The following is a 24,004-nucleotide window of genomic DNA, read 5'->3' on the forward strand; positions in this document are numbered from 1 at the left end:
CGCGTTGAATGTTGGTCCTGGATCTTGATCGCCCGGGTGGATATTGGGGAGCCGTGTATGTGTTCGCGGCTGTCCGTGGTCTGCAGGTGATTATCGACGGACCGGTGGGATGTGAGAACCTGCCGGTGACGGCGGTGCTCCACTACACCGACGCACTCCCCCCGCACGAGCTTCCGATTGTGGTGACCGGCCTCGGAGACGAGGAGCTGGGCCGCAATGGAACCGAGCAGGCCCTGGTCCGCGCCCGCAGCGTTCTCGACCCCGCCCGTCCGGCGGTGGTGGTGACCGGCTCCATCGCCGAGATGATCGGCGGCGGCGTCGTGCCCCCCGAGACCGGCATCCGCCGCTTCCTTCCCCGCACCATCGACGAGGACCACTGGCAGAGCGCCGAGCGCGCCCTGACGTGGCTCTGGAACGAGTTCGGTGCCGGAAAGAAAGTCCCGGCGAGGAAGGCCGGGACCGACACGGGCCGTCCGAAAGTGAACATCATCGGTGCCGCCTACGGAACGTTCAACATGTGGTCGGACGTGGCCGAGGTCCGTCGCCTGATCGAGGGCATCGGCGCCGAGGTGAACCTTGTGTTCCCCATGGACTGCCCCATCGAGGACATCCCCCGCTTGGGCGAGGCCGACCTGTCCGTCTGCCTGTACCGCGAGTTCGGCAAGGGGCTGTGCGAGACCCTGAACATTCCCTGGCTGCGCGCTCCCTTCGGGATCGAGGGCACCACCAATTTCCTGCGGGCCGCGGGCGCCGCCCTGGGCCTGGATCCGGAGCCGTTCATCGAGCAGGAGAAGCGTTCCACGCTCAAGCCGCTGTGGGATCTGTGGCGGTCCGTGACCCAGGATTTCTTTGCAACGGCAAGCTTCGGAGTCGTTGCCAGTGAAACCTATTCTCGCGGACTTGAGGGTTTTCTGAGCCACGAGATGGGTCTGCCGTGCAACTTTTCGGTCGCCCGGATTCCGGGTCAGAAGATCGATAATGAGACGGTGCGGACACTTGTCCAGACCAAAACGCCCCTGGTGGTTTTTGGCAGCTACAACGAAAGAATGTATCTGGCCGAAACTGGTGGACGGGCCATGTATATTCCGGCATCCTTCCCGGGCGCGATCATTCGCCGGCACACAGGAACCCCCTTTATGGGATATGCGGGTGCCACGTATCTGATTCAAGAGGTCTGCAACGCCTTGTTTGACGCCCTGTTCAACATCATTCCCCTGGGAAGCGATCTGGACCGCGTCGAGGCCACGCCCTCGCGGATGCACCGGGAACTCCTGTGGGAGGACGAGGCCCGTCTTCTCCTGGACCGCATGGTCGAGGCCGAGCCGGTTGTTGCCCGTATTTCTGCAGCCAAGCGGCTCCGTGACGAGGCGGAGCAGGCTGCCCGTGCCTTGGGTGCCGAGGTCGTGAGCGCCAGTGTGCTGCGCTCCCTCGGTCGCCACGGAGGGTCTGTGCATTGACCCCCGTTCTGACGAGTTTCGCCCCTGTTTCAGGGGTGTCGAGTTTCGATGGTCCCTTCCTCCCCTCGGGGAGAAGGGTATCGGATCCGGTGTCCGCCTCAGCCGTTGGGCGGGCATGCCGGGGGCTCCCGGCGCCGGGTGGCGTCACGAACGCCGAGACGGCTTTTCTGGGCTAGTATCAGGAGGTACTCAGATGGTTGATAATACTACCCTTAACGAAGAAGAAGCGAAGGAATTCCACGCGGTCTTCTCGAGCAGCGCCACTGCGTTCGTCGCCGTTGCAATCGTTGCGCACGTCCTTGCTTGGATGTGGCGTCCGTTCTGGCCGGGTCCCGAGGGCTATGTTGCTCTTGACACCCTGACCCAGACCCTGACGTTCCTGTCGTAACTCGCAAGGAGGACAATACCATGTGGCGTATTTGGATGCTCTTTGATCCGCGTCGTGCCCTCGTTGGCCTCTTCGCGTTCCTGGCGGTGCTTGCTCTGCTGATCCACTTCCTCTGCCTCAGCGCTCCGCGCTTCAACTGGCTGGAAGGCGCACCGGCGGCGACCCAGAAGACGTCGGAAGTCGTTTCGACCTCCGTTCTGTCGTAAAGGCGTTTTGCTTCGTCAGTAACGTCGCATACCGACGGCAGCGGGCGCTTGGAAGGGTCCTGGTGAGACTTCCAAACCGCCCGCTGTCGCCTCTCGGTGGAGCGACGGTCGTCTAAAGACTCCCGACCGGAGGGTCCATAAATGGCCATGCTCAGTTTTGAAAGAAAATACCGTGTCCGTGGCGGGACACTGGTGGGAGGGGATCTGTTTGACTTCTGGGTGGGGCCGTTTTACGTCGGCTTCTTCGGGGTCACTACGATTATCTTCGCATCCCTTGGCACTGCACTGATTCTTCTTGCAGCGGCTCTTGGGGATACGTGGAACCCCCTCAGAATCAACATTGCTCCCCCGGATCTGTCCTACGGATTGGGCTTTGCCCCGATGAAAGAGGGCGGGTTCTGGCAGTTGATCACGATTTGCGCCGTTGGTGCCTTTGTCTCGTGGGCGCTTCGTCAGGTGGAGATTTCCCGCAAGCTCGGGATGGGGCTTCATATTCCCTTTGCATTTAGCTTCGCCGTCTTTGCCTACATTGTTCTCGTGGTCGTCCGTCCGCTTCTGCTCGGAGCCTGGGGACACGGATTCCCTTATGGTATTCTGAGCCACCTGGACTGGGTGTCGAACATCGGCTACCAGTTCCTGCACTTCCATTATAACCCGGCTCACATGCTTGGTATCACCTTCTTCTTCACCTGCTGCTTCGCGCTCGGCATGCATGGCTCTGTCATCCTGTCGGCCGCCAATCCGCCGGAGGGAGAACTGGTGAAGGGTCCCGAGCACGAGAACGCCTTCTTCCGCGATATCGTGGGCTACTCCATTGGAACGCTGGGCGTTCACAAGCTGGGTGTTTTCCTTGCGATCAGCGCGGCTTTCTGGAGCGCCATGTGCATCCTCCTCAGCGGTCCCTTCTGGACCAAGAGCTGGCCGGAGTGGTGGAACTGGTGGCTTCAGTTCCCGGGCAGTTTCATCGGATAGGGGCAAGGGGAACGAAAAATGGCTGAATATCAAAACATATTCAACCCTGTGCAGGTTCGTACCGAGCCGCACATGGGGGTCGATCTTCCCGAGATTGAAACGCCCCGCGAGGGCAAGCCGGTCTTTATCTGGCTTCTCGGCAAGATCGGTGATGCCCAGCTGGGCCCCATTCACCTGGGTCTCACGGGTATCGTCGCCGGTGCCTTCTTCGCAATGTGCTGCTTCATCCTGATGATGAACTTCCTTGCGATGGTGGACTGGAACATCATCGAATTCGTGCGCCAGCTCCCCTGGCTCGCCGTTGACCCGCCCGTGATGGACGGTCTTGGCGTGGCCCCCATGAACGAGGGTGGCTGGTGGCAGATGGCCTGCTTCTGCCTGACGATCTCGATTTTCGTCTGGTGGTGGCACATCTACACTCGGGCGCAGTCGCTGGGTCTGGGCACCCACATGGCCTGGGCGTTCATGTCGGCGATCTCGCTGTACCTGGTGTTCTTCATCATCCGTCCGCTGATCCTGGGCAGCTGGGCCGAGGCCGTTCCGTTCGGCTTCTTCGCTCACCTGGACTGGACTGCCGCGTTCTCGCTGCGCTACGGAAACCTGTATTACAACCCGTTCCACATGCTGACCATTGCGTTCTGCTACGGCTCTGCCGTTCTGTTCGCGATGCACGGCGCGACCATTCTGGCCGTCTCCCACATGGGTGGCGACCGCGAGGTCGAGCAGATCACGGATCGTGGTACGGCCGCTGAGCGTGCCGCTCTGTTCTGGCGCTGGACCATGGGCTTCAACGCGACCATGGAATCCATCCACCGCTGGGCCTGGTGGTTTGCGGTCCTCACGCCGCTGACGGGTGCTATCGGTATGCTGCTGACCGGCACGGTTGTGGAAAACTGGTACCTCTGGGGCATTGATCACGGACTGGTTCCGACCTATCCGCCGATTGCCGACCCGGTGGTCACCGATCCCCTGCTGACGCAGTGATGAGAGGAGCGCCATAATGTTCGATTTGTTTAAGAAGCAGGCTGAGGATGCCGTCTCTCTCTTCAAGCAAGAGAATCGCGACAAACTCACCTTCTCCTGGACGCAGGACAAAGTTGGTCCTACGCCTCTCATCTGGAAGTACGGTATCTGGGCCACTCTCCTTGCGGTCGTCGGGATCTTCGTCGTCTACTGGACGTACGACCCGGTGAACACGCAGCAGCTCGGCTTCCGTGGAACCGGCATGCAGCTGATGACCCAGAAGGGTCAGAAGGCCATGGCCATCCCGGCCGCTGCCGAGTTCTACCCCGAGGAGGGCGGTGAAAAGGCCGGCTCCATGTACCAGCAGGTGCACATCCCCGCGCTGGCCGACATGGACAACGGCACCTTTACCGGCTTCATGCAGCAGATCACGGACTGGGTTGCGCCCACGCAGGGCTGCTACTACTGTCACGTGGCCGAGGGTCTGGAGTTCGAGGCTCCGTACACCAAGATCATCTCCCGTCGTATGATCGAGATGGTCCAGGAGCTGAACAGCAACCCGGCGTGGAGAGCCCACCTCGTGGAGTCCAAGGTTACGTGCTGGACCTGCCACCGTGGTGTTGCGATCCCGAACTTTGTCTGGTACCAGGAGCCCCCGAACGGCCGCACCGGCCTTGGGAACGACGTTGGCCAGAACAAGTCCACGTCTCCGGGCATGACCGCAATGCATCGCGACCCGTACACCCCGTACATCGCCGATGTCATGGCGGACCCCCGCGCCATCCGTGTGATGGGTACGACCAGCCTGCCGGTTGAGGGTACGCTGGGCAAGGGCAAGTCCCTCCAGCAGACCGAACAGTCGTACTCGTTCATGATCAGCATTTCCCTTGGCCTTGGCGTCAACTGTACCCATTGCCACAACACCCAGAACTTTGCTGACTGGTCGCTCAGCCGCCCGCAGCGTCTTCTGGCCTGGGAAGGCATGAACATGATCCGCGATCTGAACCGCGACTGGCTGTCCCCGCTGTCGGCTGACTTCTCGGCTCCGTGGATTGCCCAGACCAACGCGGCGTTCAACGACACGTTTACCTGGGAGTTCGGCTCCGACCGGACGGGTCTCTCCCGTCTTGGAAAGATGGGCGATGCTCCCAAGGCGAACTGCGGTACTTGTCACAACGGCGAGGCTATTCCCTTGCTGATGTCGGACGGCGTCACCCGTGCGGACCTTACGGTCGACTTCCCGCAGTTGCTCGGTCCGCCAATGCCGAGACTGGGAGCCCAGTAAGCTGAGCTGATCAAGACCTCAAGGTCGGAAAAACGGGCGGTGCGCAAGCGTACCGCCCTTTTTTTGTTTGACGGTGTGGCCGGCCGCGCCAGAAGACGCCCGCGTTATGCAGCGCGGAGCTGGGCGGGTCCGCCTTTTCCCGGCAGGTGGGGGCCACAGGTACGGAACGTGGGGTTTCAGCGTTCCCACCGGCCCTGCGCGCGTGTGGGAGCGGGGGTGCCGTCTGGACCCGTCGCCGCAGCGCGTGGAGAGGTGCCGTGGCGTGGTGCGCACGGGGGTGCTCAAGAGGGTTGGCGGTCGGCATACAGGGGGCTGCTTCTTCCGCCAGGCAATGTACAGAACCGCTGGCGTGTCCCAGGACGGGTCGTGCCGCTGTCTGGCTCAATCGTTGCGGGGTTGGGGTGAGCTGCAAGCCGTTCCGTGCGCAAAGGGGCGTAGCCGCAGCCGGGTGTGGCGGTACGCGTGTTTGTCATCGATTGGCGCCGCCGGGTCTGGCGGCACGCGTGTCGGTGATCAAGGTGCGTGGGGGTGATGCTTTCGGCGCCCGTCACGAGCGGCCGCGTGCCGCACCCGGTGCAGCATCAGCATATTTCCGGCTCGTTTCTTGCGCTATCAGGCGGGGTCGTCGCCCGGTGGGTTCGGGGCGAGGGGGCGCCGATGGATCGTGTCGGGTCCACGCCCCCGCAGGGGCGAGACCACCGGCCTTCCCTGATTGGGCTTCCCCGGGATCTCCGTGTTCGCTGGCTGGCGCATAAAAAGCAGACGTCGCGCCCGGTCTGCCTGTTGCCGGGCAGCAGACAGACCCGTGACGGGTGTGCTGGCTGGGGTCCACCGTGAACCAGACGGGCCACTCGGGGGCAGCGGCGCGACGCCCGAGCCCGGGCTCTAGCGGTCCTTGAGAGAGCGCATGAGGACGCGGTAGGCGTCCCCCACCATCTTGAAACGCTCTTCCGCGTCCCGGGCGCCGCCGTTGACGTCCGGATGGTAGCGCTTGACCAGTTCCTTGTAGCGCCGTCGCAGGGCGTCGTGGGTCAGGGGCTCGTCCAGGCCGAATACCCGCATGGCCCGGGCCCTGGGCCCGTCCACCCGCCCCTCCGAGAGGGCGCGCCCGCGGCGTTCGCCCGCCCGCGCCCCCTTTGGTGCCATTTCCCGGTCGTAGAAGCCAAACGGATCGCGCGGGTCGCCTTTCGCCGGGCCCCGGGGGCTGTTGGGGCCATTTTCCCCGAGCGGCCACGTGGGCCGGTCCCAGACCGTGGAGCGGCGGATCTCGTCCTCCATGGCGGCCTCATCCAGGCCCGCGTAGTAGTTCCACGCCTTGTTGTAGGCCTGAACGTGGTTGAGGCAGAACCAGTAGTAGCTCTTCAGGGTCCGGTCCCGGGGCGCCCGGTGAAGCCCCTCCTCCTCGCAGCCCGGGTGGTCACAGGCACGGCGTTGCGGCTGCCGTGATTCGGTGCGAAGCAGGTCGTCGAGGTCCGGAATGACCCTCTTGCGACCGCTTTCGGCTGTCTTGGGCTTCGCGGTCCGGCTCCGGGGGGTGGCACGGTCATCGGATTTCCGGGAGTGATGGGTCATGAACTCAACGGGGCAGATTTCTCGGGTCCGGACGGCGGTACACAAACAGGTCCGGATCCAGTGTGGGGTTGCGGTCGATGTTGAACAGGGAGACGGTCACGCTGATGCCCTGGGCGTCCAGAACGCGCCAGCCCGCAAGGGCTAGGGGCTCCCGGTCGAAGGCGAGGGTCAGGGATCCGATCCCGGGATCTTTGGTCATGTGAAGGGTCACCTCCACGCGCTTGTCCGAGGTCTCCACGTTCGTGATGGTGATGGCCGGATCAGCAAAGGAAATCCGGTCCGCAAGGAATACCGAAAGGGGCGTGGTGTCGAGATCGATGTACGTCACCTGCTCCATCTTCGCGTCGATATAGATGAGATGGGTGCCGTTCGCCACCAGCGTAAGGGGGGAGGGCGGATCGTAATTCATGCGCAGGCGGTTCGGCCGGGCGAGGGCCAGGGTGCCGGACAGGGTCTCGCCGGTGGAGGCGGTCTGGATAAAGCGCGCCTTGGCCATGCGGAAGGTGTTCAGGTAGCCCTCCGCCTGCTTGAGGAACGCCTGCTCCTGGGCGGTGAGGGGCCGGGCCGGCGCGTCGTCCGCCCGCGCGGGGCCGGGCAGGGCAAGAGCGGCGAGCGCAAGAGCCGCCAGGACGGCCAGTGTGGCGCGGCGGGCGCGTCTGAGAGCGTGAAAGGGCAGCATGAACCGGTCCTCGGGAAGTGACAGCGCGAAGGGCCGAGTATCCCAAAGAGCCGGGCGGAAGAAAAGAGAAACGCTCGTGAGCGCGGTTATCTCACGCGATTGTCATCCGGTGCGGGGAGCCGTGCGGGCGCGGCTGGCCGGGGCGCGTTGGTGCGCGGTTGGCGGGCCCCGGGGCGCCGGAAAAAAAAGAAAGCGCCCCCAAGGCAGGGGGCGCTTCCAGTATTCGTTTTAGAACCGTGGGTCCGTGGATCCGTGGTGCGGTCCTAGCGGTTCCACCAGCCGGCGCGTTTCGGGCGCGGCGCGGGTTCCGGCTCGGGAGGCGTGAGCGGCTCGTCGGCGGCGGTCCCGGCCTCGACGGTGTCCGGCACGTCCGAATGGGCGGGGAACAGGTCCACGACCTCGTGCGCCCGGGGCTCGGGGGCGTGCGTGTCGGCCTCCGGCGCGTCGACCGGCGACGGACCTGCTGCTGCGTCCTCTTCCAGGTCGTCGGAGGCGGTGACAAACAGCATGTCCTCCGCGGCGACCGCGTGGCGGTGCGCGGTGTCCCACGCGCCGTTTCCGGGTGCTCCCGCGCTCGCGTCGTCGCCGTCCGCCGGGCTTCCGTCAGCGTCCGCGTCGGCGCTCAGGGAGTCGGCTGCGACAGGGGCGACAGGGGTGACGTCCTCTCCGGTTTCGGTGGCTGCCGGGGTGTCATCCGCCCCGTTGTCGTCGCCCGAACCGTTGTCGGCGTCATCGTGGCCGTTGTCCTCCGGATGGTCGGAGCCGTCCGCGCGCTTGCGCCGACGCCGGCGGCGACGCTTCCGCGAGGCGGACTGGGGTCCGTCGCCGTCGTCGCCGTTGTCCGTGTGGGCGGCCTCGCTCGCGGGTTCATCCGATGCGGCCTCGGTGCCGGCGTCCGCCTCGGCGGCTGCGGCGGGCACCTCGGCGGTCTCCACGGGCGCGGGCAGGGCGGGAGCGGCAACCGCCGCCACGGCCGCGGCCGGAGCCTTCTCGGGAGCGTGCTCGAACTTGGTGCGCTCGATCCGGTAGTCCGGGATCAGGAGGGAGTCATCCCCCTCAAGGAAGACCCGCAGGCCGTACTTGGCCTCGATCTCGCCCAGAACGTCGCGCTTGCGGTTCAGGATGTAGAGCGCCACGTCTGTGGGCACCCAGACGGTGATTTCCGCGTATTTCCGGCGGATGCCGTCTTCCTCGATCATGCGCAGGATGTAGAGCGCCGTCGATTCCACGGACCGGATCATGCCCGTGCCACGGCAGTGGGGGCAGATACGGAAGCTGGTCTCGATGAGGCTGGGGCGCAGTCTCTGGCGGGACATCTCCAGCAGCCCGAACGAGCTGATGTGGCCGACCTGGATGCGGGCCCGGTCCGACTTCAGGGCGTCCTTGAGGCGCCGCTCGACGGCCTGGTTGTGCTTCGGGTCGTCCATGTCGATGAAGTCGATCACGATCAGACCCGCCAGGTCGCGCAGCCGCAGCTGGCGGGCGATCTCGTCCGCCGCCTCGAGGTTTGTCTTGTAGGCGGTCTCGTCGATGTTGCGCTCGCGGGTGGACCGGCCCGAGTTCACGTCGATGGCCACAAGGGCCTCGGTCTGGCTGATCACAAGGTAGCCGCCGGACTTCAGCTGGGCGATGGGCTGGAGCATGGCGTCCATCTGGTTTTCCACCTGGAAGCGGTGGAAAAGCGGCATCTGGTCGTCCTTGTAGGGCTGGACCTTCCGGGCATGCGAGGGCGTCAGCATGCGCATGAAGTCCTTGGCCGCACGGTAGCCCTGATCACCCTCGACCAGAACCTCGTCGATGTCGCGGGTGTAGATGTCGCGGATGGCGTGCTTGATCAGGCTGCCTTCCTCGTGGATCAGGCAGGGCGCCTTCGAGGCCAGAGCCCCCTCGCGGATGGTTTCCCAGGTCCGCAGCAGGTAGTCGTGGTCGCGCTTGATCTCAGCCTTCGAGCGCTCGGACCCGGCGGTGCGCAGGATAATGGCGCTCCCTCTCGGGCCGTTCAGCTCGGACATGATGGTCTTGAGGCGCTTGCGGTCGGCCGCGTTGGTGATCTTGCGGGAGACGCCGCCGCCCCGGGTGGTGTTGGGAACGAACACGCAGTAGCGGCCGGCCAGGGACAGGTAGGTGGTGAGGGCCGCGCCCTTGTTGCCGCGCTCCTCCTTGACGACCTGGACCAGCACGATCTGCCGGCGCTTGATCACGTCCTGGATCCGGTAGACCTTGGACGGAGCCCGCGGGCGGGCCGGGGTTCCGCTGCGCCCGTTCTTCCGGCCACGGCCACCGCGTCCGCGGGACGCGCCCTGGTCGGCGGAGGTGTCGGAGGCGCTGTCGGCGGAGGCGTCGCCGTCGTCCTCGTCGTTTTCGTTCTCGGCGGAGGAATCGTCGTTGGCAGCCGGTGCGGGTTCCGAGATCGAGGGCATCCCGTCCGCCGCGAGGGGCATGGACGTGGCGCCGCCCGCGTGGGCATCGCTCTCGCCATCGCTGTCGCCGTCACCGTTGGCGTCGTTTTCGGCGTCGCCGTCCGGGGTCTCGGATCCGGAGGCGTCCTCGCGCGCGCTGCTGTCGCGTCCGCGGCGGCCTCTGGAGCGCCGGTTCCGGCCGCTCTCCCGGCGGGGAGGCTCGTCGTCGACGCTGTCCTGGTCGTCGTCGGGCGCGTCGTCCTCGTCGTCCTCCTCCTCGGCCTCGGCGCGGGCCAGCTCTTCCTGCTCGGCAATCAGCTGGGCGCGGTCGTCATCCGAGATCTGGTAGTAGTCCGGGTGGATTTCGCTGAACGCCAGGAAGCCGTGGCGGTTTCCACCGTAGTCCACAAAAGCGGCCTGGAGGGAGGGCTCGACCCGCACAATCTTGGCGAGGTAGATGTTGCCCTTGTTCTGCTTTTTCGTGGAGGTCTCGACATCGAATTCCTCGAGTCGGGAGCCATCCAGAACCACGACCCGGGTTTCTTCCGGGTGGGTGGCGTCAATCAACATGCGTTTTGTCATAAAGACCTGGTCTCCGCGGGACCGGAGCAAAAAAGGCGAGAGCGCCTGCGCCGGTCGAACTGATGCAACCGGTCGCTTCCGCGGACCTGAAAAAGGGGCGCACGGCCCTGTTCCTCTCCCCGGCCTCCCCGGGATACGGGGGACAGCAGGGATCATCCTGTCAAACCACAGACCAGCCGAGCGGAACGCAGTACGGGATCAGGTGGAACTCGGGCGTTCCAGGCCCCGAAACCGCATCGTTCGATCCGTTGGAGTCCGTTGCCGCCGGGGTTGGCCCGTTTGCAACGGCCGGCATCAACGGCGTTTCCGTGCTCATGACCAGACCGGAGAAACCCGGAATCTGGCAGACATTTAGGCGTGCACCCGCGCAAAACCGCGGAAAACAACCGAAAACTGAACTCAACCACAGTTGGAAAAGTCGGTCACAGCCCGAAGCCGGATCAGCCCTTCCCGTTTCGTCGTTGAAAACCGCTTGAAAGCCTCAAGAAACCGCGCCGGATCGGGAACAGAAAGCGCCGACGAAGCGCGCTCCTCTTCCCGCGACACGCACGTTCCGCCGTTGGACAGGAAGGCGCGCGCCAGGCTCGGGGTTTCTCGTGAAAGGAGGCAAAAAAGCCCCTTTTCCGGGATTTCAACGGAATATCACGGGCACCATAACGGGGCCTCGCCCGCTTTACAAGAATATATTATGGAAAAAGCGCAAATCGGGAAGAAAAACGGCGTTTCATAACCGTATGATTGCTGAAATGCCCGTAATCCCGGTGCCGCCCGGTCGCCCCCCGGTCCCGAGGTCTCAGGGGCGGTCCTTGGTCAGGTCCGTCGCCTGCTTTTCCAGAAGCGCGCTCAGGGCGTCGAGGCCGCCGGCGCCCAGGGTCCGGGCGTAGTCGGCCCGGCGGGTCGCAAGCTGGCTGATGCTGCCGTTGATGAGAATGTCGCTGGCCTGCCAGCCGTCCTTTCCCGCGGGGGTCATGACATAGGTCAGGTCCACGGCGGGATCCTTGGGCAGGACAAGGCGGGTGTGGACAAGGCGGGCCTGCCGGGGGCCGGGCTCCACGCCCACGGTCTCGAAGCGCTGGCCGCTCCAGTCATGGAACTGGGCTGCGTAGATGGAGACGTTCAGGTCCGAGAAGGCCTTCACCAGACGCTGGCGCTGGGCCTCGTCGGCCTCGCCCCAGGCCGAGGCCCCGGTGACGATCCGGGTCATGCGGGGGAAATCGAAGGTTTTCTCGATCACGGGCGCCAGGATCTGACGGCGCTCCAGGGCGTTTTTCCCCTTGGCCTTCATCGTGTTGATCAGAACGGTGTGGAAATGCTCGACCACTGCGGCGGCCGGATCCGTCTCCCCGGCCCGGGCTCCGGACATCGGGAGCACAGCGGCGGTGATGCACACAACGAGAAGGGCGAGAAGGCTGCGCCGGAGAAACGACATTGGGGGAAGGCTCCCTGAAACGGACCGAACGTGCGGGGCTCCTGACACGGAGACCCCGCGCGCTATATCAGAGGAGCGGGGAAAATACACGTGAACAAAAGGATACGAGCCGAAAAGGTCCGCCCGGGAGGCCGTCCCGGGCGGGGGCGGCTGGCGCGGTTGGCGGCGCAGGGACCGTTGCAGGGACCGTTGCAGGGACCGTCGCGTGGAGCCGGGCGGGCAGGCGCAGCGCCCACCGGTTTTTGGGCGGGAGCCCGGTCCGGGCTGTCCCGGTTGCGCTGGCCGGATCCCGCTGGCTGACGCGCGGTGGAACCGGACCCGGGGCCAGGCGCAGGCAGGGAGGTGGGGACCGGAGAGCCTTCTCCCCGGTCTCTCCGGTCCTCCCCACTGCTCTCAGGACCGGAAGCCGAACAGGCTGAAACGGCGGCGCGGCGGCGGCTCGCTGTCGGCCGGGCGGTACATGTAGACGGTGAAGTCGGTCCGGTCCGGCGTGTGGAAAAGGCGGGTCTCCCAGCCGAAGGACTGGCAGTAGGCCAGGGTTTCCTCCGGGTCCGCATGGAACAGGGTCCAGTACTGGGGCTGGCCCGCCAGGGTGGACTGGGAGTTGAAGGCCACGCCCTTCCCGGCCAGGTCCATCATGCGGGCGATCGCGGTTTTCATGTAGTCCCAGGGCTCTTCCTTGCGGTGGGCGAAGATGCCGCTGGCCACGACCCAGTCGAAGCGCCGCTCCCGGAAGGGCATGCGGCTTTCCAGGATGTTGGCGACGAAGAAGCGCTCCCCCGGAAAGCGGGTCCGGCACTGGTCGATCATGGCGGGGGTCATGTCCACGCCCGTGTAGCGCACATCCGAGAGGTCGTTGTCCCGCATCCAGGCGAGGAAGTCCCCCAGGCCGCATCCCACGTCGAGAACGCTGTCGCCGCCCGCGAACCCGATGTCCGAGAGGACACGGAACCGCCCGGTCTGGCTTTCTGTGCTGGTCCAGTCCAGCGCCCTGTGCGAGTGCCCGTGGGCTTTCACCAGCCCGGTGTAGAGCCCCACCACGCGCCTGTCGTCCTCGTCCATCCTTGTCCTCGTGAGCTGTTCGGTGTGACGGTCAGTGTTTCGGCCGGTCCGGCGTCCTAGTTGCAGACCAGGCTGAGTTCCCGGTCCTCCTCCGAGATCGGGCGGGGGATCGAGTCAATGGGAACAATCCGCATCGTCTTGAACAGGGGCACCTTCGTATAGGCGTTCACAACGCGCGCGAGCTGCTTCTCATCCGCCGAGTTTCCCTCCTCGGGCGCGTGATCAAGGGGCGAGCGGTAGTAGTGGAGGATCAGGGCCTCCGTAATCCACGGGAGCTTGTAGCAGGCGTCCACGATCTTGTCCTCGGCGGGAACAAGCTGGATGCGTCCCGCAATGTAGCGGACCGGGCCCTTTTTGGAGGTCTGGACCGGAAACCAGAAGGGCTCCAGCTGGAACAGGGTGCCGCCGATCAGGTCCGCCTGGTCCCGTGTGCGGCGGCCCCGGGCGTTCTTGCGCTCTGCCGGGTTCCCGGCCATGTCGCTCAGCAGGTCGCCGTCAAAGAGGATCGGCGGGCCCGAGCCCTCGCCCTCGGCGGCGCGGGCGCCTCCCGGCGCTCCTGCAGCGCTCAGGACCAGGGCCAGACAGGCAAGAACCGCGAAAGAAAACAGGGTCTGGGAAAACGGCATTCCAGGGCTCCAGAGGGGTCCGCAGGCCGGGGAGTGGGAGCGGGTGTACCGTAACGGCCGCCCGCCGCTCCAGTATAGGCAAGAATTCGCTTCGGGCAACGGTGCAGGGCCGTGCGAAAGAGGCCCGCCGGTGCGGTCGGGCCCCTGGAGCCGCCGGCGCGCCTCCGGCGCGCCCCCCGTGCGCCCCCCGTGCGCCCCGGGGCCCGCCCGGAAACGCCAGGTTATGCCCGATGCGCAGGCGTGCGCCGGACCCGCCCGCCCGGGGGCGACCGGTCCGGCGGCCTGCAGGCGGCTCAGCCCTTCGAGAACTGGTCGAAGGCTTCCATCACGTAGGTGCCGTACACGCTGGCGGGGCCGCCGCCCAGGTACAGCGCGACGCCCACGGTTTCGAGCATCTCCTCCCGGGTCGTTCCCAGGCGGACCGCCTCGCGCACGTGGAAGGCAATGCAGCCCTCGCAGCGGTTGGCGATGGAGATGCCAATGGCAATCAGTTCCTTGGTCTTGGCGTCCAGAACGCCGTCGGCCTTGCCCGCCATCGAAAGGGTGCGGAAGGCGTTCCAGGTGTCCGGGATGCCGTTTCCAACGCTCTGCATGTTTCCGGCGAGTTCCTTGACGTAGGCTTTCCAGTCTCTGTACATGGTGTGACAACTCCCTGTTCACGGTATGAAACGCCCCGAGAGTGAGCCGTTCGTGCCGGTTTGGCAAGGGCCCGGATCCCGGGTTCCAGTGTCCGGGTGGGGGCCGCCGCGGGGCGGGCCGTGTCCCGGTTTTGCCCCGGCCGTGCGCCGTGTGGCGCGCGCCGGGTTTCGGTGGGGGCGGCGGTGCGCGGGGTTACCGCCGGGCCCGGAAAAACTCCTCCAGAAGCGCGGCGCAGTCCGCTGCGGCAATGCCGCCAACGATCTCCGGGCGATGATGGGTTGTGGTCTGCTCGAACACCCGGGCGCCATGGTCCACGCCGCCGCCTTTCGGATCCCAGGCGCCGAACACCAGGCGTTTCACGCGGGCATGGGCGATGGCCTGGGCGCACATGGCGCAGGGCTCCAGGGTGACATACAGCACCGAGTCCGGCAGGCGGGGAGCCCCCGCCGCGGCGCAGGCTGCCCGGATTGCCAGAATTTCGGCATGGGCTGTGGGGTCGCTGAGTTCCTCCACCCGGTTTCCGGCGCGGGCCAGAACCGTGCCCGAGGGGCCGACCAGGACGGCGCCGACGGGAACCTCGCCCCGGGCGGCGGCCGCGCGGGCCTCGTCCAGCGCCAGGACCATAAAGGGGTCAGGAGGCATCCGGCCGGGCCGTTCCCAGGGCCAGAAGGCGCTCTTTCAGCTCCTCGCTGGTAAACGGCTTGTAGAGAATGTCCGAGGCCCCGTGCATCTGGAGAATCTTGAGGCTGAGGGCCGCCGGCGCGTCACCGCCGCCGGAGATGGCCAGAACCCGCAGACCGGGATGCCTCTCGCGGGCCTTTTTCAGGAACGAGATGCCGTCCAGGCGGGGCATCCACACATCGGAAACCACCAGGTCGAAGGTCTCGGTGTCCAGAAGCTCGAGGGCTTCCTGACCGTCGCGTGCCTCCCGGTAGTGCCAGCCGAGTTCCTCGACCCCCGCTCCGACAGCCCGGCAGACAGCGGGGTCGTCATCGATGACAAGAACCAGATTGCTTTCACTGGGAGACGACATGTTTCCGAACCTCCAGGGGGGTTAGGTCGCGATAACGGGCAGGGAGATCCAGAACGTTGTCCCGAAGCCGACAACGCTTTCCACTCCGACGGTGCCACCCCATGCTTCCACAAGACCGTGTACCACGGCAAGTCCCATTCCGGTTCCCTTTCCCTCGGCCTTTGTGGTGAAGAACGGATCGAAGATGCGATTGCAGGTGGTCAGGTCCATTCCGGGGCCCTGGTCGCGCACGGTGATGCGCACCCGGCCGATCTCCTTCTGGGAGCGCAGGGTCACGGTGGCCACGCCGCGGCCCCCCATGGCGTCGGCGGCGTTGGTCAGAAGGTTGAGGACAACCTGGGACAGTTCGGTGGTGTTGGCCAGGACCTCGGCGTCTGTGGGCTCGATGTCCGTGTCCACCCGCAGGCGCGGAATGCCCTTGCAGGCGAAGGCCAGGGCCTTGTTCAGCTCGGCGGCGATGCGGATGGCGTGGCGGTCCGACGGCGCCTGGCGCCCGAAGGCGAGGATGGCCTTCACGATCTCCCGGGCCCGCAGGCCGCTTTCCTCGATGTCGGCCAGGGCGGCGCGGACGTACTCCTGGTCGTCGAGGCGCTTGGCGGCCTGGTAGGACATGCTCAGCATGGGCTGGAGCACGTTGTTGATCTCGTGGGCGATACCGCTGGCCATGCGTCCCAGGGCCTCCAGCCGCTGGGAGCGGATGTTCTCCTCCTGGAGGGCGCGCAGGTGGGTCACGTTGGTGGCCGCGCCCCGGTAGCCCAGAAGGTTGCCCCGGGTGTCGATCATGGGGAAGCCCGACAGGCGGACCCAGCAGGGGTCGAAGCCGGGAAGCTGGAGCTGGGCTGTCAGCCCGTGGAAGGCCGCCCGGCGCGAGAAGGCCGAGCGCAGCTCCTCCAGATCCGAGCTCTCGCCGCCGCCGGATGCGACGACCAGGAAGTCCGTGAGCCGGTGCCCGACGACGGGCCGTGTGCTGGAGCCCTCCACGTCCTCGAAGAACTTGGTGACGTCGGTCAGGCGTCCGGCCTTGTCGGTTTCCCAGAACCAGTCCATGGAGGACTCGTGCCAGGGCGGGAAGGAACGGGGCTCGCCTCCGCTCCGGGGGTCGGTCTTGCGGACCCGGGCCTCGAAGACCCGCCGCGACAGGAACATGCGCAGCGAGTGCGCGAGCTCGTGATCCAGGGAGCTGAAGGGCAGGGTCCGGTCCTGCTGGTCCTCCTCCCAGCGGGAGAAGGCAAACGAGCCGTTGCCGGGACGGGGCGCCGACGCGCCGCGGGACGGTCTCAGTCCCGCCCAGTGGATGCTCTGGCGGATGGCCGGGCGGCCGATCAGCAGGAAGTCCTCCCGGGGCTGGTCCGAAAGGGGGATCAGGATGCCCCCCGCAAAGCCGGGGCCCAGGTCCGGAGGCACCTTGATCAGTCCCTTGAAGGTGTCCGTCACCACCAGGGGCTCGTCGACGGCGAAGGCGACCTTGGGGCCGTCCCAGGGGCCCGAGGGCGTCCAGCACCGGCCCCGCAGGGACAGCAGCCCGTCCGACGCGGAGAAAAGCGAGAGGATCTCCCCAAGGGAGCCGGCAAGGGCGTCCTCCAGGGGGGTGGATTCCGAAATCCGGATGTCGAGGGTCTCCACCAGCCGGGACAGGCGGCCGCGCCGGTCGGCGCTTTCGGTATTTTCCAGGTTCCGGATCTCTCCGGCCATGACCCGCACAAACACCTGGATCGCGCCCATGACCGCCGGGTCCAGGGGCCGGGGCGAGGGGTGGTGGCACAGCAGGAGCCCCCAGGGCTGGTCATCGACCAGGATGGCCACCGCCAGCCGGGCCCGGACCCCCAGACCCCGCATGTACTGGAGCCAGGCAAGCGGCGGCGCCGCTAGGTGGGCCTCGGAGGGGGGGAAGGCCCGCATGGGGCCACCGCCGATGTTCAGCACCGGCTGAAGGGGAGCCTCCACATCCGGGACCGCCGAGAGCGGCATGGTCGAGAACGTGTCCCGGTAATTGAACAGGACATCCGAGGCCGGAAAGCGGCCCCCGAGGAACGGCGGCAGCGGGGAGGTCTTGCGCAGCTTCTCGGCCACCACGTCCCCGTCCCCGTAGTCGGTGAACCGGAACACCATGACCTGGTCGTAGCCCGTCAGCCGGGAGACGGCCCGGACCGCGTTCTCGCACAGGGACTGGACGTCGTTCAGGCCCGGGGCCCGGCCGAACGAGAACAGGAACGGCACCAGGGGATCGGGACGGCTGCTGGCGGCGGGCCACATCTCGATCATGATCTGGGAGGGCACCACCTTCCGGACCGTGGCCTCGCAGGCCGTGCCGTCCGCGAGATGCAGGCGGAACGGGTCCAGGGGGCTCAGGCGCGTCACGTGCCCGGCGCGCCGCAGACACTGGGCCAGGGACACCTCGTCCAGCAGGTCGGCCAGGAACAGGGCCTTCGGGTGTGCCGGGCGTCCGGCCTCGGGGCCGGGGCCGGGGCCGGAGTGGCCCTGCCCGTTCGCCTGGAGGCGCCCGTACAGGTTTCGCGACAGGGCAAGGACGCGGCAGTCCCGCTCGTCAGCCAGAAGAAAATCACCGTGGGACTGGATGGAGAAGGCCTCCTCCAGTCCGCAGGGAGGTCTTTTTCCGGTCTGCTCTGTGGTCTGCGATGTCACGCGTCTCTCCATGGTTCGGCCCGTTCCGGCGAGCGGCGGCCGCCTTGCGATACAGGATCAGGCACGGCTTGAACAGGAGAACTTCCGGCCCGGCGGCGCGCCGGACCAGGCCGGGCTCCGCGTCCTTTCGGAGATCCGGACGAAAGGGTGTACAGCCTCTTGACGGGCCGTTGGTGAGTCCCGGCCCTGTTCGCCCGGTGCAACCCTGGGGAAACCCGCCCACAGGCAGGGAGATCCCGGTACACACAACAGTGCACCGGCTGGGAAAGTTTTTCAATCAGTAAGAGCTGCCTCACGTTCCAAAGACCCCGTCCGGAGGGCGTGTTTTATAGTCTTTCTACCGTAAAGGTCCGGTCATGCGCCAGGGACGGGATCCGGGAGCGGCTTTCGAGAACCTGTCCGGGATCGATGGACGCCAGGATCACGCCCTCGCCCTCGCCCCCGTCGGCGACAATCTCGCCCCAGGGGGAGATGATCAGCGAGTGCCCGAAGGTCCGTCGCCCGTCCTCGTGATGCCCGCTCTGGGCGGCCGCGATGACCCAGGCGCCGTTCTCGATGGCCCGCGCCCGCAGGAGCGGGTGCCAGTGGACCGTGCCTGTGGTGTGGGTGAAGGCGGCCGGAACCGCAAGCATGTCCGCTCCCGCCTGGGTCAGGGCCCGGTACAGGGTCGGGAAGCGCAGGTCATAGCAGATGGACAGCCCCAGCGTCCCGAAGGGGGTCGGCAGCAGAACCGCCGAATCGCCGGGCGCGAAGGTCCGGCTTTCCCGGTAGGCCTCGCCGCCGGACAGGGCCGCGTCAAACAGGTGGATCTTGTCGTAGCGGGCCCGGATGTTCCCTTCCGGATCCAAAACCAGGGACCGGTTCAGGGCCCGTGGCGGCTCTCCCGGGGCGATGCCCGTTTCCGACTGGTCGGAGGGCTCGGGAAGGACGGCAAGGGAGCCCGTGTGGATCCAGGTTCCGGTGTCCCGGGCCAGTTGCCGCAGGGCGGCAACGCCGGGGTGGTCGTCCTCCCGGCGGATGCTCTCCAGGAGGGCGTCCCGGTTGCGGTCCATCAGGGTCGCGTTTTCCGGCAGGAAGACCATCTGTGCGCCGCCGGACACGGCTTCCCGGACCCGCAGCCGGATGGTGTCAACGTTGGCCGCAAGGCTCCGGCCGGAGGTCATCTGGACGCAGCCCACCACGAAAGGGGCCGCCACACATGCGTTGGAATGCGGCAGCCCGTTTGTCATGGTCTGCTCCGTTCTTTTCAGGACACGAGAAGGGGGTCGAGGCCGTCACGGCTGTTCAGCGCCATCAGGTCGTCGCAGCCGCCGATGTGCTGGCCGTCGATGAAGATCTGGGGGACGGTGGTGCGTCCGCCTGCGCGCTGGATCATCTCCTCGCGGCGCTCGGGCTCCTCGGTGATGTCAATGATCTGGGGCTCCGCCTTCTTCTCCTCGAGCAGGGCGAGGGCGCGCCGGCAGTAGGGACAGGTGTGCCGCATATAGATTTCCACGGTTGCCATGTTTCGATTCCTTTTTTGGATTAAAGGTTTTCAAAGCGTCGCCTTCCCGAGGGGGAGGACGACCGTAACGGTCACTCCGGGAGGGCGGGCCCTAGGCACACTCTCCTTTGCGGTTGCGGTTGCTGTTGCCGAGATCGAGAAGCCCCAGAAGATAGTGCACGCTCTCCCTCAGGTCGGAGACCTCGGGAAAGCGCTCCTCCACCTGGTGGAGGACGGGGACAAGGGACGGGGTCGCCATGCTCGCCAGCGCATCCAGGGCGGCGCGGCACACCCCCGGATCCTGGTCGCGGGCCAGAACGCTCTCGAGCCAGTGGGAGACCTCGGGGTTGGGCAGATCGCGGGCAATGGTCACGCCGATCGTGCGAAGCGCGGGGGATTCGTCCGTCAGAAGAGCCCGCACCACGGGCTCGCTGCGTGCGCCCAGGACGCGCAGGATGTCCGCACCGACGATTCGCACCGCCGGCTCCGGAGCCCTGAGAAGGGGGAGAACCCCCATCACCACCGCGTCTGAGCCGATGGCCACCAGCGCGCTTTCCAGGGCGCCGAACACCCGGGTGTCCTTTTCCACCCGCAGGCGGGCCACAAGAAGGGGAACCGTGTCCGGATAGGAGGCAGCCGCCAGAGCCGCGGCGTGGCGCTCGTCGGGGCGGGTGTCCCAGAGCGACCCCGCCACCGAAACCATATCCGGGAAACGGGTGTTTCGCGTGCTCATTGTCCCCTCCCGCAGCGGGGACGGCCGGCCTGCTCCTGCCGGACCCAGAGGACCGGCTCCGCGCACGCGCACACACAGCGGCCAGCGCTGACGCGCCGACACCGACTGACGCCCTTTGCACGAGTTCGCGGAAATTTCATGGAAACCTTTCCCGGGACGGCGCCGGTCCCGGGACATGCCCGGTGCCGTTTGCCTCAAGCCAAAAATACATTTCACCCGTTATGCCAGTTTTCCAGTCTTTAGACAATATAAAGAGTGTTAGAGAAACAAGTCGCTGATTTATCGGGTTACGTGTGGACGAACGGGGCGCTGTTTCAGAAATGTCAGCCCGTGGTCACGCCAGGGGGGATATGATTGCTCTGCGGCACCCGGTCGAGCGCCAGTGAAGCGCCGCACGGGTGGCGGGCAGGATTTGGAACGGGCTGAAAAACCGGGGGCCCGTTACTGTCCGGCGGTGGTGTTTCTGTGCCCGGTCACGGCGCAGCGGTTGTCCGCCCCGGTTCCGGAACTCTGAAACCGGCAGCCGTCACCTGCAGGGGCCGGCGGACGCTCTCCCGAATCGCCCGGGAGTGTGTGTCGGTCCCACCCGGAGCCTCGCTGGCCCGTACAGGAAAAGGCCCGGCGGCGGGTGCACCGTGCCCTTTAGCGCGGCGCACCCGGGGGGCGGGGACCGCACAGTGTTTTCAGGCGCTCGAACGTTTCGGCAGGGATCTCGATCTCGGCAACGCTTGTAAAAGTTTGCAGCGCAACACGCCCGTCCGGGGACCGGCGAAGTGTGTAGAGCGGGCTGAAGAGGTCCACTGCCTCTTTTTTAAGTTCGAGATAGCCCAGGAACACCGGATAGTCTGTCTGGAAAAGATCCAGCTCCACATTCTTTCGTGCAACAATGAGGGTAAGGGAGTCAAGCAGGCCCGACAGATCGGGGTTCACCCGGCATCGGCGGGGCGCATCCCCGTTGCTGTAGGTGATCAGAACCGAAAACGGGTCATTCGGAACCGATCTTTGGGCCGTCAGGTTCAGAGACTCGTCCGAAATCGCCACCACCATCGTGTCCTCTTGCCCAAACTCTGCAAGGTGGTCGCCCGGTTGGTAAACAAAAGGCTTCGGATTGAGCACGATCCAGGATCCGTACAGTGCACCCGCAAGAAAGAGCAGGAGACCGAGAAAAAGCAAAAAAGTGCTTTTTGCGATGAATTTTGCGTTCATTCCACGATGACCCTTGTTCCGTCCGGTGCCCAATAAAAAAGGGCGCGAGCGTCAGCCTCCTGCAGGCGCACGCATCCTCGCGACCCGACCCAGTCCGAAGCCCGTCTGGCGGTCCTCATAATATCAAAGTTGATGGCGCCGTGGTATTGGTGAATGGCGTGTGCGTTTACTGGAGGGACGCTGTTCCGCTTTTTTGTGCTCGTGTTATTGCTCGCGTCCTCCGGTTTTTTTCTGTCGATTTTAAAGGTTCCCGTTTTTTTGACCCCGGGGCAGGGGCTAAGGGGGCAGGGGGCGCCCCCGGGAACCCGGGCGCAAAAAAAGCTTGACCCGGCCCGGTCGGGAAAACACTATGGGTGACCGACTTCTTTATGGATCAGTCCGGACTCACGTGGTCTCGTCATGAAACACTGCGGAAATACCCTGACCCTACGCCTCATCTGAAGCGGCCCGCGAACGGGCCGCCGCTCGTCCCTGGCGTCCCTTGTGCAAACGGGTTTTCCGAATCCATGAAGTCCTCCATTTCCCACAGCCCGACATGGTCTCCGGCGTTTTGCGCCCGGTTCCGGCGTCGTGCGCGCACCTTGCCCGCGCCCGTGCCCTCCCGGAGCCTGTCGTGCATCCTGCGACTAACGTCCGGCCGACCGGCCCGGCGGCAGCCCGGCGGCCGTCCCGCGTTCCAGCCGTAGACATTCCGAACATGCCGGAGACCCCGGCCCCGCTTCCCGAGGAGACTTTTCCATGACCTACGCCGTCAATCCTGCAAAGAAATACGTTCCCATGCCCGCGTTCGCCTACCGGGACCGCACCTGGCCGGACGCGCTGATCACCCGCCCCCCCGTGTGGTGTGCCGTCGACCTGCGTGACGGAAACCAGGCGCTGGTCGAGCCCATGGGCACCGAGCGCAAGCTGGCGCTCTACCGGTTGCTGCTGGAGATCGGGTTCCGGGAGATCGAGGTGGGCTTTCCGGCCGCCTCCCAGACGGACTTCGATTTCCTGCGCCATCTGATCGAGAACGACATGATCCCCGAGGGGGTCACGATCCAGGTGCTGACCCAGGCCCGCAAGGAGCTGATCGACCGCACGTTCGAGGCCCTGGACGGAGCCCCGAGCTCCATTGTCCACCTGTATAACTCCACGTCGACGCTCCAGCGCCGTGTTGTCTTCAACATGGACCGGGACGGCATCCGCCAGCTGGCCATCGACGGGGCCAAGATGGTGCGCGAGGGGGCGCAGAAGGCCCGCGGTGACGTGCGCTTCCAGTACTCTCCCGAGAGCTTCACCGGCACCGAGATGGACTACGCCCTCGAGGTTTGCGAGGCGGTCATGGACGTCTTCGAGCCCACCGTGGACAAGCCCCTGATCTTGAACCTGCCCGCAACCGTGGAGATGAACACCCCGAACGTTTATGCGGACCAGATCGAGTGGTTCTCGAAGAACGTGAAGAACCGCGAGACCGTGCTCATCAGCTCGCATCCCCATAACGACCGGGGCACCGCCGTTGCCGCGGCCGAGTTCGCCATCATGGCCGGGGCCGACCGCATCGAGGGCACCTTGTTCGGAAACGGCGAGCGCACCGGAAACGTGGACCTGGTGACCCTGGCCCTGAACATGTTCACCCAGGGCGTCCACCCGGGTCTGGACTTCTCGAACATCGGCCACGTCCGGGCGGTGGCGGAGACCTGCAACCTGATGCCGGTCCACGCCCGCCACCCCTACGGCGGCGACCTGGTGTTCACCGCGTTCTCGGGCTCGCACCAGGATGCCATCAACAAAGGCATGAAGGTCATGCGCGAGACCAACGCCGAGGTCTGGGAGGTTCCCTACCTGCCCATCGACCCGCAGGACATCGGCCGCAGCTACGAGGCTGTGATCCGCGTCAACAGCCAGTCCGGCAAGGGCGGCGTGGCCTACATCATGGAGCAGGAGTACGGCATCCGCCTGCCCCGGGCGCTCCAGGTCGAGTTCTCCGGCATCATCCAGAAGATCGCGGACGAGACCGGGCGCGAGATCGTGCCCGCCATGATCTGGGACACCTTCGAGGCCACCTACCTGAACTCGGATCACCCCTACGCCTTCATCCAGCACCGCACAATCCCCACCTCCGGGGATCCGAACGTCCGGGCCCTGACCGCCGACGTGAAGGTGAACGGCGCGGTGCGGACCATCGCGGGCGAGGGCTCGGGTCCGATCGAGGCCCTGGTGAACGCCATCCGCGGCGACGGCGGCCCCGCCATGGTGATCGAGGACTACGAGGAGCACACCCTGCGCCCCGGCTCGGATGCCCAGGCCATCACGTATGTGCGCGCCCATGACGCCGACGGCACAATCCGCCACGGCGTGGGTATCGATGCCAACATCGTGGTCTCGGCCCTGAAGGCGGTTCTGTCGGCCGCCAACCACCTGGCCCGCACGACCGGCGCCTGAGGACGCCGGGCCCCGGATCCCCTCCCTTCGCGCCTGTGAAACGCGGGGAGGGGATCCGGCGGCCCCCTCCACCGTCCCGCAGTTTTCCCGTTCCTGACTTTATCCCTCCCTCCCTCCCCCTTCCTTCCTCCGGCACACCGCCGCCCCACCCTCGGGCGAGCGCGGCCCGGTGTCGGCCTTCGGCTGTCTGGAATGTGGGGGTGGGTTCGGGCGTGGGGTGTCA

At 65.9% G+C, this 24,004-nt stretch carries 22 protein-coding genes and 1 pseudogene; 7 read left to right on the forward strand and 16 right to left on the reverse strand.

Translation table 11 applies throughout. From position 1 onward, the window contains the following. Positions 1-8 precede the first annotated feature (8 nt). From bchZ to pufC, 6 genes are all read left to right on the forward strand, one after another. Entirely contained in the window at positions 9-1,457 is a 1,449-nt protein-coding gene (gene bchZ / locus IHV25_RS06415; protein ID WP_192534290.1) for a chlorophyllide a reductase subunit Z, read from the forward strand. A 193-nt stretch (positions 1,458-1,650) separates the two neighbouring features. Further along, complete coding sequence (locus tag IHV25_RS06420; RefSeq protein WP_192534291.1) at positions 1,651-1,845, forward strand: light-harvesting protein; 195 nt, start codon at positions 1,651-1,653, stop codon at positions 1,843-1,845. Positions 1,846-1,865: 20 nt separating this feature from the next. After that, a complete protein-coding gene (gene pufA, locus IHV25_RS06425; protein WP_192534292.1) occupies positions 1,866-2,051 on the forward strand; it encodes a light-harvesting antenna LH1, alpha subunit in 186 nt (61 codons plus the stop codon). Between the two features lie 141 nt (positions 2,052-2,192). Then, a complete protein-coding gene (gene pufL / locus IHV25_RS06430) occupies positions 2,193-3,023 on the forward strand; it encodes a photosynthetic reaction center subunit L (RefSeq protein ID WP_192534293.1) in 831 nt (276 codons plus the stop codon). 18 nt (positions 3,024-3,041) lie between these two features. Beyond that, a complete protein-coding gene (gene pufM, locus IHV25_RS06435) occupies positions 3,042-4,007 on the forward strand; it encodes a photosynthetic reaction center subunit M (RefSeq protein ID WP_192534294.1) in 966 nt (321 codons plus the stop codon). Positions 4,008-4,023: 16 nt separating this feature from the next. Beyond that, positions 4,024-5,271: a photosynthetic reaction center cytochrome PufC gene (pufC, locus tag IHV25_RS06440; RefSeq protein WP_192534295.1), complete on the forward strand. Its 1,248-nt coding sequence runs from the start codon at positions 4,024-4,026 to the stop codon at positions 5,269-5,271. Positions 5,272-6,156: 885 nt separating this feature from the next. Here the strand turns inward: pufC and IHV25_RS06445 are convergent. The 16 genes and pseudogenes from IHV25_RS06445 to IHV25_RS10725 form a co-directional block, all read right to left on the reverse strand. After that, positions 6,157-6,843 carry a J domain-containing protein gene (locus IHV25_RS06445; protein WP_192534296.1) on the reverse strand — a complete coding sequence of 229 codons (687 nt, stop codon included), beginning with the start codon at positions 6,841-6,843 and terminating at the stop codon, positions 6,157-6,159. A 4-nt stretch (positions 6,844-6,847) separates the two neighbouring features. Continuing rightward, positions 6,848-7,522: a LolA family protein gene (locus IHV25_RS06450; RefSeq protein ID WP_192534297.1), complete on the reverse strand. Its 675-nt coding sequence runs from the start codon at positions 7,520-7,522 to the stop codon at positions 6,848-6,850. Positions 7,523-7,785: 263 nt separating this feature from the next. After that, entirely contained in the window at positions 7,786-10,503 is a 2,718-nt protein-coding gene (locus IHV25_RS06455) for a ribonuclease E/G (RefSeq protein WP_192534298.1), read from the reverse strand. A 160-nt stretch (positions 10,504-10,663) separates the two neighbouring features. After that, the gene (locus IHV25_RS10560; RefSeq protein ID WP_274605253.1) at positions 10,664-10,798 is read right to left on the reverse strand and encodes a hypothetical protein; all 135 of its coding nucleotides are present in this window, start codon (positions 10,796-10,798) and stop codon (positions 10,664-10,666) included. A gap of 498 nt (positions 10,799-11,296) precedes the next feature. After that, a complete protein-coding gene (locus IHV25_RS06460) occupies positions 11,297-11,932 on the reverse strand; it encodes an ABC transporter substrate-binding protein (protein ID WP_192534299.1) in 636 nt (211 codons plus the stop codon). Between the two features lie 393 nt (positions 11,933-12,325). Continuing rightward, positions 12,326-12,994 (reverse strand): class I SAM-dependent methyltransferase, encoded by a 669-nt coding sequence (locus IHV25_RS06465; RefSeq protein ID WP_192534300.1) that lies wholly within the window; start codon positions 12,992-12,994, stop codon positions 12,326-12,328. 56 nt (positions 12,995-13,050) lie between these two features. Further along, positions 13,051-13,620: a hypothetical protein gene (locus IHV25_RS06470; protein WP_192534301.1), complete on the reverse strand. Its 570-nt coding sequence runs from the start codon at positions 13,618-13,620 to the stop codon at positions 13,051-13,053. A gap of 293 nt (positions 13,621-13,913) precedes the next feature. After that, positions 13,914-14,258, reverse strand: coding sequence for a carboxymuconolactone decarboxylase family protein (locus tag IHV25_RS06475; protein ID WP_192534302.1), 345 nt, complete (start codon positions 14,256-14,258; stop codon positions 13,914-13,916). A gap of 193 nt (positions 14,259-14,451) precedes the next feature. After that, positions 14,452-14,901, reverse strand: coding sequence for a nucleoside deaminase (locus IHV25_RS06480; protein WP_192534303.1), 450 nt, complete (start codon positions 14,899-14,901; stop codon positions 14,452-14,454). Continuing rightward, positions 14,891-15,292, reverse strand: a complete 402-nt coding sequence (locus IHV25_RS06485) for a response regulator (protein ID WP_192534304.1) — start codon at positions 15,290-15,292, stop codon at positions 14,891-14,893. The genes IHV25_RS06480 and IHV25_RS06485 overlap by 11 nt, the downstream gene beginning before the upstream one ends. A 21-nt stretch (positions 15,293-15,313) precedes the next feature. Then, positions 15,314-17,935: an ATP-binding protein gene (locus tag IHV25_RS06490; RefSeq protein WP_192534305.1), complete on the reverse strand. Its 2,622-nt coding sequence runs from the start codon at positions 17,933-17,935 to the stop codon at positions 15,314-15,316. Between the two features lie 326 nt (positions 17,936-18,261). Continuing rightward, positions 18,262-19,164: a carbon-nitrogen hydrolase family protein gene (locus IHV25_RS06495; RefSeq protein WP_192534306.1), complete on the reverse strand. Its 903-nt coding sequence runs from the start codon at positions 19,162-19,164 to the stop codon at positions 18,262-18,264. A 17-nt stretch (positions 19,165-19,181) separates the two neighbouring features. Continuing rightward, on the reverse strand, positions 19,182-19,439 hold the full coding sequence (gene grxC, locus IHV25_RS06500; protein WP_192534307.1) for a glutaredoxin 3: 258 nt from the start codon (positions 19,437-19,439) through the stop codon (positions 19,182-19,184). Between the two features lie 91 nt (positions 19,440-19,530). Then, positions 19,531-20,151, reverse strand: coding sequence for a HEAT repeat domain-containing protein (locus tag IHV25_RS06505; RefSeq protein WP_192534308.1), 621 nt, complete (start codon positions 20,149-20,151; stop codon positions 19,531-19,533). A 642-nt stretch (positions 20,152-20,793) separates the two neighbouring features. Beyond that, the gene (locus IHV25_RS06510; protein WP_192534309.1) at positions 20,794-21,357 is read right to left on the reverse strand and encodes a hypothetical protein; all 564 of its coding nucleotides are present in this window, start codon (positions 21,355-21,357) and stop codon (positions 20,794-20,796) included. After that, positions 21,354-21,599: pseudogene (locus tag IHV25_RS10725) on the reverse strand (L,D-transpeptidase); the annotation flags it as partial. The pseudogene IHV25_RS10725 and the gene IHV25_RS06510, both read right to left, overlap by 4 nt. Positions 21,600-22,095: 496 nt before the next feature. Between IHV25_RS10725 and leuA the strand changes: the two are divergent. Continuing rightward, the gene (leuA, locus tag IHV25_RS06520) at positions 22,096-23,781 is read left to right on the forward strand and encodes a 2-isopropylmalate synthase (RefSeq protein ID WP_192534310.1); all 1,686 of its coding nucleotides are present in this window, start codon (positions 22,096-22,098) and stop codon (positions 23,779-23,781) included. The last annotated feature ends 223 nt before the right edge of the window (positions 23,782-24,004 follow it).

Origin of the sequence: Phaeovibrio sulfidiphilus (genome assembly GCF_014861485.1) — a bacterium.
GTDB classification, from domain to species: Bacteria; Pseudomonadota; Alphaproteobacteria; order Rhodospirillales; family Rhodospirillaceae; genus Phaeovibrio; species Phaeovibrio sulfidiphilus.